Below are 10054 nucleotides of genomic sequence, written 5' to 3'. Positions count from 1 at the left end.
TTAATGGATTATATCCATTGGTACAATCATATTAGAATCCATGGGACGCTAAACTACACGAGCCCAATTCAATATAAACTTGAACACCTTAAAAAAGTTGTTTAGTTTAGTGTTGACAGTCCACTATTTCCAAGCAATGGACAAGCATCAAGTAATACTCTTTCCATAGGTTCTGTGAAAGTAGACAAGGCAAGCGTTTTTAGTACGCCTAAATTAGGTTCTACTAGAGTAACAGTCTTAAAAAAAGGTGAGAATTTTCCTGTTATTTCTTCTGCCGTAGGAGACTCTGCAAGCCTTATTATCCATAAGGTAGTACGTGGAAATACATTATCGAGAATATCGAATCAGTATGGAGTTTCAGAAAGGGAGTTAAAGAAAGAAAACAAATTAACATCGGAGAAAATTAGTATTGGTCAAAAACTGAAGATTCCGCAAAGATATCAGATACATACTGTTAAATCAGGAGATACATTGTGGAAAGTGGCTACTAAATATGGGGTAACGACAAGTGATTTAAAGAAATTAAATAACTTGCACACCGTTAATCTTGATGTTGGTCAAAAACTGAAGCTGCCTGATTATTACTGCCAAATTCAATTGCTTGATGGTAAAAAGGGCTGGATTAAGAAATCCCATCTTAAACAAAAAAAGCAACCCCATATCGTTATGGGGTGGAAGCATAATGGAACGAAAGGGAACTACATGAAACAACCTAATTTAAATGTAGTATCTCCTCGTTTTTATACATTAACTAATTCAGGGGACTTTGTTTCCCTTTCTGTGGATACAGAGTATGTTCAAGACGCTCATCGCCAAGGGAAACAAGTTTGGCCGCTAATTGGTAATAAATTTGACCCTATTTTAACTGATTTTATACTAGGTAGTGCAGCAAATCGTCAAAAATTAGTTTCAGCTTTGCGAGATTCACTCGTACAAACTAATAGTGATGGAATAAATGTGGATTTTGAAAATATTGATCCAAAAAATGAGCGGGATTATGTGCTTTTCATAGAAGAGCTTAAAAAGGCGCTTCAACCGCATGGAATGAAACTATCTGTGGATGTCACTCGGGCAAATAATGACCCTTTTTGGTCAGGGAGTTTAGATAGGAAAGAACTTGGCAAGCTAGCAGACTATATCATCATGATGGGATATGATGAGCACTGGGGCGGAAGTCCAACAGCTGGTTCTGTTGCCTCTTTGCCTTGGGTCAAGGAGGGAATAGAGCTTTTAATGAAAGAGGTACCTTCTCATAAGATTATATTGGCTGTGCCATTTTACACGAGGGAATGGGTAACGGATTTATCGACAAGCAAAGTAAAGAGCTATGATCGTACTATGGCTGAGGTTGAGCAAATTATTTTATCTAAAGGACTTCAAAAAGTATGGGATAAAAAGACCTCACAAAATTACGTGGAATATACTTCTGATGGGAAGAGACATCAAATATGGATAGAAGATAAAAAATCGATGAAGCTTCGACTGAACCTGGTAAAACAGCATTACTTAGGCGGTGTAGCTGCTTGGTATATGGGAGCAGAAACTTCTGACATTTGGGATGTATATCATTTAATTTAATCGTAATGAACAGTTTACAGAAAAAGAGCTTATCAGACTTAACTGATAAGCTCTTTTGTAATACATGTATTTTTCATTTTACTTTGTAAAGCTTGCTTGAAAATAGTCGTGAATTTTTCGATTCTTGGTAAATCAGTAGTTTGATACATTTGCTCGACCTTTAAGGTAACGGCTAAAGAGCTATGCGCATATAGCATGTCGCGTAATAGATTAACAGCACCGCAAAAGTGATGGTAATTCGTTTCACCTGTCCCGAACACAGCTGTCGTGAGATGAGAGATATCAGTTGCTTCTAATTCCTGATAAAAGGGAATCATTTTGGCTGGTAAATCACCATCTCCCCATGTGTATGAGCCAATCAATAAGCCGTCGTAGGCAGATAGAGTTGCAGAATCGAATTCGCCTAGTTTAAAGAGCTTCGCTTCGGGTAAAAAAGAGGCAATTACTTCAGCAAGTGCTTTCGTATTTCCGCTTCCAGAATGATAGACGATTGCGATTCTCATAGTTCATCAAATCCGTTGCTCGCATTCACTTGGCTATAGGTTCTTGATTTTTGTTCGAAGAAATCCGTCTTCGTTAAACTAATGGATTCATCATCAAATGTCTTAATCCAAGGCATTGGGTTATCCGGATAGTCTTTATATAAATTATCTAGTCCAAGCATGCGAAGTCGCTTGTTGGCAATGTATTCGATGTATTCATAGAACTCTTCAAGGTCGAGGTCGGCTTTTGCTTGAATATCTTCTAACATATACTCAGACCATTCTTTTTCAAGTTCGACAGCATGTTGGAGTGTATTGTAAATGAACTGTTTGTTTTCTTCTGTATTCAGTTCAGGGTATTCGTACATTAAAATTTGAATCAGCATCCCGATAAAGTCAAAGTGAACCATCTCGTCACGGTGAATATAAGAAATCATCGTCGCTGAGCCTGTCATCAGATTTTGGCGGCCCAAGTTATAATAGAAGGCAAACGCTAAATAGAAATAGATGCCCTCGAGGTTTGTGGAGTGAATCAATGCCTCGAATAAATGTTGAGGCGTAGGGTCATCTACAAAGGTTTGATAAGCATCGACAATTGGTTGATTTCGCTTGATGACTTGTGGGTGCTGCTTAATTCGATCAAATAGCTGTTTTTGTTTATCTAAAGGGATTAACGAAGCAAGAATATACGAGTAAGACTCATTATGAATCGATTCTTGCTGCGCCATATTCGCTAAAATGGCTTTAACGGCCGGGTCTTTTACATAGCGTAAAAATTCCACTAATGTAGGTGTTTGTAAACTGTCCATTCCCGCAATCATCGTTAAAATATCTAGAAATACATCTTGAATATCTTCATCCAGCTCGCCCCATTGCTTCTTATCTTGAATCATATTGACACTTGAGGGCTTCCAAAAGTTATTAATCAGCTGGGTGTAGGTATCATAAAATTTCTCATATTGAATGTCATTCCAAAGGAGAAAGCCTGAAGCTTCTCCTTTGAATACGCCGGTTGCCTTTGTCGGATACGTTGGTTCTAACATTCGGATTTTTTTAATGTGAGTTGTCATATGTTTAAGCTCCTTTTCTTGATAGATAGAGAAGCAGGTAGTTTTTCAGCTAATATTGGTGTCTAGCTCTACCGGCTCCGCTTTTAAGATGAACAGCTTTCACAAGCATTGTTAAATTCCGAAGAAGTCGAACGAACATAGTAGGTAGATTTCAGTTGGCTTTCCCAAGCGGTTAAGTGAATATCTAATAAGTCTTTCGCTTTAATCGTATTATGAACATATAAATTAAAGCTGATGGCTTGGTCTACATGGCGTTGACGAGCGGCGTTTTGTTTAATGCTTTCTTTTTGATCTAAATGGAAGCGCGTTTTTTTATAGTATTCATACGTATTTGGCGTTAAACCAGGCGCTGTCACTTTGAATTTAAAGTTCTTCTTTTCCTCATAAAATTCGATTTCGTATAATGGATCGATGCCGTCTGTTGAGTTCCCGATTTTTGCTGTGGACGAGTTCGGCGCAACAGCCATCAAATATCCATTACGAATTCCGTTTTGTTGAATGTTGTGTTTCAGTTCGTTCCATTTCTCATCATGGTAGTCGCGCAGTTCGAAATAGTGACCGGTCTGCCAGTCTGAACCTTCGAAATAGCGGTAGCTGCCTTTTTCTTTTGCTAGTTCGCATGATGCTTGAATCGTTAAGTAAGCGATTGTTTCGTATAAAGAATCAGCAAGCTGAATCGCTTCTTCAGATTCCCAGTAGATTTTTTTGACCGCGAGCAGGTGATGCCATCCGAATGTTCCAAGACCAATCGCGCGATAACGTTGATTAGAAATCTTTGCTTGTTTAACAGGTAAGGTATTGATATCAATCACATTATCAAGCATGCGTACTTGAATAGGAATTAAGCGTTCTAGAACTTTCGCTTCAACAGCACGTGGTAAATTAATAGAAGAAAGATTGCAAACGACGAAGTCTCCGCTTTTTCTTACGATAACAATGTCGCCATCTTCTGTTTCATATTCTTCTGTAATCGATGTCGGACTTAGGTTTTGGGCGATTTCGGTACATAGATTTGAGCAATAAATCATTCCTTTATGACGATTCGGATTTTTTCGATTCACCTCATCGCGATAGAACATATAAGGAGTTCCTTCTTCTAATTGTGAAATCATAATTCCTTTCATGACATCAATCGCTTGTACTTTTTCGTAAGCATAGCTTGGGAGTTTACCATGTTCGGCTGCTTCAACAGCGAGTGCGTAGTGCTTACGGAAGCTTCCGTTGCCCTTTTCCTCATCGTAAAAATCTTCAAGAGAGAAGCCGAGATTTTGCTTCACACTATGCGGATCGAATAAGTACCATTCTTTACGATCTCGAACTGCTTCCATAAATAAATCAGGAATACAAACCCCAGTAAAAATATCATGAGCTTTCAAACGGTCATCCCCGTTTTGTGTTTTTAAGTCTAGGAAACTCATAATGTCTTTATGCCAGGCATCTAAGTAAATAGCAATCGCACCTTTTCGTTGTCCAAGCTGGTCTACGCTAACCGCCGTTTGATTGAATAGGCGAATCCAAGGAGTAGTGCCAGAGCTGTTTCCAGAGAAGCCGCGAATATCTGATCCAAGAGAACGAATCTTTCCTACGTATAATCCAACGCCGCCGCCAAACTTGGATACTTTTGCGGCATCGTAGTTTGAAAGATAAATGCCATCAATGGAATCTTCTACAGCATCAATAAAACAGGAACTTAGTTGTCCGTGCGTTTTTCCTGCATTGGATAGTGTAGGTGTGGCAACCGTCATATAAAGATTAGACATCGCCCAGTAGGCTTCTTTAATTAGATCTAGACGTTTATCTTTCGGTTCATTACGCATAATTTCCATCGCGATAATCATAAAGCGTTCTTGCGGCAACTCATAGACAGCGTTTTTCTCAGGGCGAGCTAAGTAACGGTCATTTAGCAAGTAGATGCCAATATAAGAGAAAAGCTTATCCTTCTCGGGGTCAATAGATCGTCCTAATTCTTCCATTTCTGCTTTTGTATAAGATTCTAGTAATTCCGCTTTATAAACAGGGTAACGTTGCCCTTCTTGTACGCTTGATAGCTGTTTTATTAAATCGTAGAACGGGCCGTAAGAAGTGTCTGTATACCCGCGATTGATTTGCGCTTCTCGATACATAGAGTTTAATAATTCTGCAGCAGCAACGAATGTCCAGTCTGGAGCATCAATATCGACGTTCTCAAGTGCCATTTGGATAAGCTTCTTAGACGTTTGTGCAGCACCTACATCTGCTTGTCGATCCAACCATTTTTGAAAGCGTTGTTTGTATTTATCCATATGGAGTGTATGGTCGAAATCATTTGATAGGGAAGCCAACTGCAACATGCTTTGTTCTTTTGAATTTGTTAGAGTAGTCAAGGGAAGAAGCCTCCTTTTGTATTTTAGGTAAATAAAAAAATCCACCCGAGAATGAGTGGATTAAACGACTGAAATAAAAGACTAGTAAAGATAGCTTTTAGGCAATCGTTTCATCATCTCAATCCTCGAAGAATAAGAAACTAGAATGAAGTATAGGCAGGTCTCCTGACTTATGATCTCTCTACTTTGAGTCCTTCCCGTATTCCGATTAATACAGTGGCTTTCTCATTTCGTCACATTTACAGTTGCGAGGACAGTTCCGGATTCTCACCGGATTCCCTATTTAGCCATCTCTGGCACCTTTACTTTATATATCAATATATAGATGTTTTTGGTTTATTTTTGTCAATATCTAGTATTGATTGCAAGTATTATCATAATCTATCTTTTGCTAAATTTCAACTATTTATTTTTGAGCATGGAAAGGATAAATTATATTATTTAACCTATATAAAAAGTAGGAAAAAGGAATATTAGGAATTTAAAATGGCTAAAATTGTGATAGAATAGAGGGGACATATGGTATTCTTTCAAAGGAAGATTACCAATAAAATTTTACACAAAAGGAGAAATAACGTGGAAAAAGTACTTATTTTCGGACATAAAAATCCAGATACAGATACAATTTGTTCTAGTATCGCTTATGCTGATTTAAAAAAACAATTAGGTGTTGAAGCTGAACCAGTTCGTTTAGGTGAAGTAAATGGCGAAACACAATATGCATTAACACAATTTAATTTCGATGCGCCTCGCCTTGTTGAAAAAGTAGCTGGCGAAGCAGCTGGCGTTATTTTAGTTGACCATAACGAACGTCAACAAAGTGCAGATGATATCGATCAAGTACAAGTGTTAGAGGTTATTGATCATCACCGTATCGCTAACTTTGAAACAAGTGATCCGTTATATTATCGTGCTGAGCCTGTTGGATGTACAGCAACGATTTTAAATAAATTGTATAAAGAAAATGGAAAATCAGTTCCGAAAGAAATTGCTGGTTTAATGTTATCAGCTATTATTTCTGATACATTATTGTTTAAATCACCAACATGCACAGACCAAGATGTAGCAGCAGCAAAAGAATTAGCAGAGATTGCTGGTGTAGATGCTGAAGCATACGGTTTAGAAATGCTTAAGGCTGGTGCTGATTTAAGCGACAAAACAGTAGAGCAATTAATTTCTCTTGATGCAAAAGAATTCTCAATGGGAGAAGCAAAAGTAGAAATCGCTCAAGTGAATGCGGTAGACACAAATGACGTACTTGCTCGTCAAGCTGAGATCGAAGCAGTAATTAATAAAGTGATTGACGAAAAAGGATTAGATCTATTCTTCTTCGTTGTAACAGACATTTTAAATAATGATTCTGTAGGTCTTGCACTTGGTAAAGAAGCAAGCGCAGTTGAAAAAGCTTATAATGTATCATTAACAAACAACACAGCAACGCTTAAAGGTGTTGTATCTCGTAAAAAGCAAATCGTTCCAGTATTAACGGATGCTTTTACAAAATAATTTGTAGAATAAAGGCTGTTCGAAAGTTGCTTTCGGGCAGCCTTTTTACATGTAAACGTATTTTTGGGAAGGCTTAATGGTTGAAGGGACTTACTTCATCATATTTACTGCTTGTATAGTCCATTCATTGTTGCTGCCGTTGTATAAGAAGGTGTATTAAGGAAGCCAGCTGATCATATATTTGTTATCTTCTGTTGGATGTGCTTCTTTTACAATATGGAGAGGTTGGAATGTGTCGACCATGACCGCGAGTTCGAGCGTTTCTTTTTTGCCGATACTAGCTTCAATTTTCCCGGGATGCGGCCCATGCGGCAAACCGCTTGGATGCAGGGTGATAGATCCTTTTTCAACCCCGCGCCGGCTCATAAAGTTGCCGTCTACGTAATAAAGCATTTCATCGCTATCTACATTGCTATGCACATATGGAGCGGGAATGGCTTTTGGGTGATAATCATACATACGAGGTACGAAGGAACAAACAACATAATTGTGTGCTTCAAACGTTTGGTGGACTGGCGGCGGCTGATGAACGCGGCCTGTTATCGGCTCAAAATCATGGATACTGAACGCGTATGGAAACAAGTAGCCATCCCATCCGATTGCATCAAGCGGGTGGAAATCATACGTATAGGATGTAAGCATTCCTTGTGCACGGACGCGCACTTCAAATTCTCCTTTCTCATCTTTCGTCACTAATCTTTCCGGGGTGCGAAAGTCGCGCTCGCAAAATGGAGAGTGCTCAAGCAATTGTCCAAATTCGTTTCGGTAGCGTTTGGGCGGTACAATCGCCGAATTAGATTCAAGAATTAAAAATCGTGCTTCTTCTGATTCAAGCATAACGCGATAGGTTGTGCCGATTGGGATGACAAGATAATCACCGGGAGTGAAGCTTAATTCTCCGAAAATGCTTTCAATTTTGCCGATTCCTTCATGTACAAATAGCAGTTCATCTCCCTCACCATTTCGATAAAAATAATTCATCTGCCGATTGGGTCGCGCAATACCGATCGCTACATCATCATTTGCCATGAAAATGCGGCGTGCTTCAAGAAAATCCCCGCCTGCTTTCATATTCCATGTACGGAAATGTCTATGTCTAAGCGCATCTTTTTTCTCGTATTCATAACGGATATCGCAAATTTTTTCTGCTTTCTTAACCTGTGTTGGCGGATGGATATGATAAATGAGCGACTGGATGCCGGAAAATCCTTTCGTCCCCATTAACTGCTCATAATAAAGGTCCCCATTTTCTTTTCGAAACTGTGTGTGGCGTTTATGAGGAATATGGCCCATCTTTACGTAATGCGGCATGATATACACCTCTTTCTTTTATGTGGATGTTTTATGATATTTTGTGCCAGTGATTCACGCTTTGTTTTTACCTCTGTACTTTTTTGTCCCTAAAATCTCTGTTTCTGAAAAGGCTGGTAAGATGGTACCGCGCACTTCGCCAAACCCAATCTGGTAGCCATCTCCCCGGCAAGAGCCGCGAATGATCAGTTCATCGCCGTCTTCAATCCAAACGCGCTTTTCACCGCTATTGAGTTGAATAGGCTCTGCTCCGCGCCAAGTAAGTTCGAGCATACTTCCGCGTTCACTTCGTTCCGGTCCGCTGATTGTACCAGATGCGTGCATATCACCGGGGCGCATATTGCAGCCTGTAATCGTATGATGGGCGACTTGTTGAGCAATGGACCAATACATATAATTGAAATTCGTTTGAGTGATTTTTGTTTCTTCTTTCTGGTTTTCTGGTCTCAAATACACATCAAGTTCAATATTAAATGCTCCGTTTTTTGTTTGCTGTAAGTATGAAAATGGCGCCGGATCCTGGATTGGTCCAGCTTCGCGAAATGGTTCTAATGCTTCAAGCGGAACAACCCATGGTGAAATGGATGTTGCAAAATTTTTTGCTAGGAAAGGGCCAAGCGGCTGGTATTCCCACGCTTGAATATCACGGGCGCTCCAGTCATTGACAAGCACGAGTCCGAAAACATGATCTTCAACCTGATCAACTGGTATCGGTTTGCCAAGGTCGTTGCCCGGACCAATGAACCATCCAATTTCCAGTTCGAAATCAAGCTGAACAGATGGGCTAAATACGGGCTGATCTGTGTTTTTTGACTTGCGTTGTCCAAATGGACGCCGAATCTTTGTGCCACTTGGGACAATAGAGCTGGCTCGTCCGTGATAACCAACTGGGATATAGGTCCAATTTGGCATAAGCGCATGATCTTTACCTCTAAACATAGTGCCGACATTTGTTGCATGCTCTTTTGATGCATAAAAGTCCGTGTAGTCCCCAATTTTGGCTGGTAGAAGCATCTTGACATCAGTCAATCGATAAAATGCTTTTGCACGCAGCGATTCGTTATCTCTTAAATTTGGTGTGTTTGCATCCAAAAGGTGCTGAAGTTTCGTACGTACAGCTGTCCAGACCGGACGGCCAAGAGCCATAAATTTATTAAGCGACGAATGATTAAAGATATTTTTGTTCTCTGCTCCAGTTCCATTTAATAATCCTGCTTCGTCCATCACAGATAAATCAAGAACATAATCACCAATGGCTGTACCGGCACGTGGCTCTTTATCCATCGGCTGAAAAATTCCATATGGCAAGTTTTGAATGGGAAAATGTGAATCCTGTTTGGTCTCGATAAAAGAATATTTCATTCTACTTCCTCCTATGAAAAAATAACTCTCCCAGTTCTTCACGCGGCTCATCAAAACTGCAGATTCCGCATGAAGCAGCAAAGACACTGTGAGTTGTATGGATTGATAGTTATATTCTCAACTCTTCCAGTTTCGTTAAAACAAGCCTCAAAGGGTTCGAGTTCTTTTAAGCGTGTTACAGATATAACAAATGTATGAAGCATCCAGCCATTAGAGCCCTTTATATAAGATTGATAGTTTGAAATAGCCTTTGAAATCGGGAGGGAGGCCGATGGAAATAACCCTGCATAATCAATGAGTTCGGTCATAAAATGACGGACCGCTTCTCCTTTCCAATTTGCCTTTAGTTTTGTTAACACCAAATTTATCCCACACTTAACGG

8 protein-coding genes and 1 riboswitch are annotated in these 10054 nt (G+C 39.6%); of the genes, 3 read left to right on the top strand and 5 right to left on the bottom strand.

What is annotated here, in order from left to right:
* The first annotated feature begins 3 nt into the window (after positions 1-3).
* On the top strand, positions 4-105 hold the full coding sequence (locus ACE199_RS08900) for an IS3 family transposase (protein WP_375349433.1): 102 nt from the start codon (positions 4-6) through the stop codon (positions 103-105).
* Positions 106-174: 69 nt separating this feature from the next.
* A complete protein-coding gene (locus ACE199_RS08895) occupies positions 175-1578 on the top strand; it encodes a LysM peptidoglycan-binding domain-containing protein (protein ID WP_375349422.1) in 1404 nt (467 codons plus the stop codon).
* Between the two features lie 38 nt (positions 1579-1616).
* Here ACE199_RS08895 and ACE199_RS08890 read toward each other — a convergent pair whose 3' ends face one another.
* The 3 genes from ACE199_RS08890 to ACE199_RS08880 form a co-directional block, all read right to left on the bottom strand.
* Positions 1617-2081: a flavodoxin domain-containing protein gene (locus ACE199_RS08890; protein ID WP_375349421.1), complete on the bottom strand. Its 465-nt coding sequence runs from the start codon at positions 2079-2081 to the stop codon at positions 1617-1619.
* On the bottom strand, positions 2078-3130 hold the full coding sequence (locus ACE199_RS08885) for a ribonucleotide-diphosphate reductase subunit beta (protein WP_375349420.1): 1053 nt from the start codon (positions 3128-3130) through the stop codon (positions 2078-2080). Before ACE199_RS08885 ends, ACE199_RS08890 begins: the two co-directional genes overlap by 4 nt.
* 83 nt (positions 3131-3213) lie before the next feature.
* Positions 3214-5460, bottom strand: coding sequence for a ribonucleoside-diphosphate reductase subunit alpha (locus ACE199_RS08880; RefSeq protein WP_375349432.1), 2247 nt, complete (start codon positions 5458-5460; stop codon positions 3214-3216).
* 171 nt (positions 5461-5631) lie between these two features.
* A riboswitch (cobalamin riboswitch) is annotated at positions 5632-5812 on the bottom strand.
* Positions 5813-6069: 257 nt separating this feature from the next.
* Between ACE199_RS08880 and ACE199_RS08875 the strand changes: the two genes are divergently transcribed.
* Entirely contained in the window at positions 6070-6999 is a 930-nt protein-coding gene (locus tag ACE199_RS08875) for a manganese-dependent inorganic pyrophosphatase (protein ID WP_375349419.1), read from the top strand.
* 156 nt (positions 7000-7155) lie between these two features.
* Here ACE199_RS08875 and ACE199_RS08870 read toward each other — a convergent pair whose 3' ends face one another.
* Positions 7156-8310 (bottom strand): homogentisate 1,2-dioxygenase, encoded by a 1155-nt coding sequence (locus ACE199_RS08870; RefSeq protein ID WP_375349418.1) that lies wholly within the window; start codon positions 8308-8310, stop codon positions 7156-7158.
* 54 nt (positions 8311-8364) lie between these two features.
* Positions 8365-9714: a fumarylacetoacetase gene (gene fahA / locus ACE199_RS08865; protein WP_375349417.1), complete on the bottom strand. Its 1350-nt coding sequence runs from the start codon at positions 9712-9714 to the stop codon at positions 8365-8367.
* Between the last annotated feature and the right edge of the window lie 340 nt (positions 9715-10054).

This window comes from Peribacillus sp. Hz7, from assembly GCF_042136355.1.
GTDB lineage: Bacteria > Bacillota > Bacilli > Bacillales > DSM-1321 > Peribacillus > Peribacillus asahii_A.
This window is presented reverse-complemented; position numbering and strand designations above follow the sequence as displayed.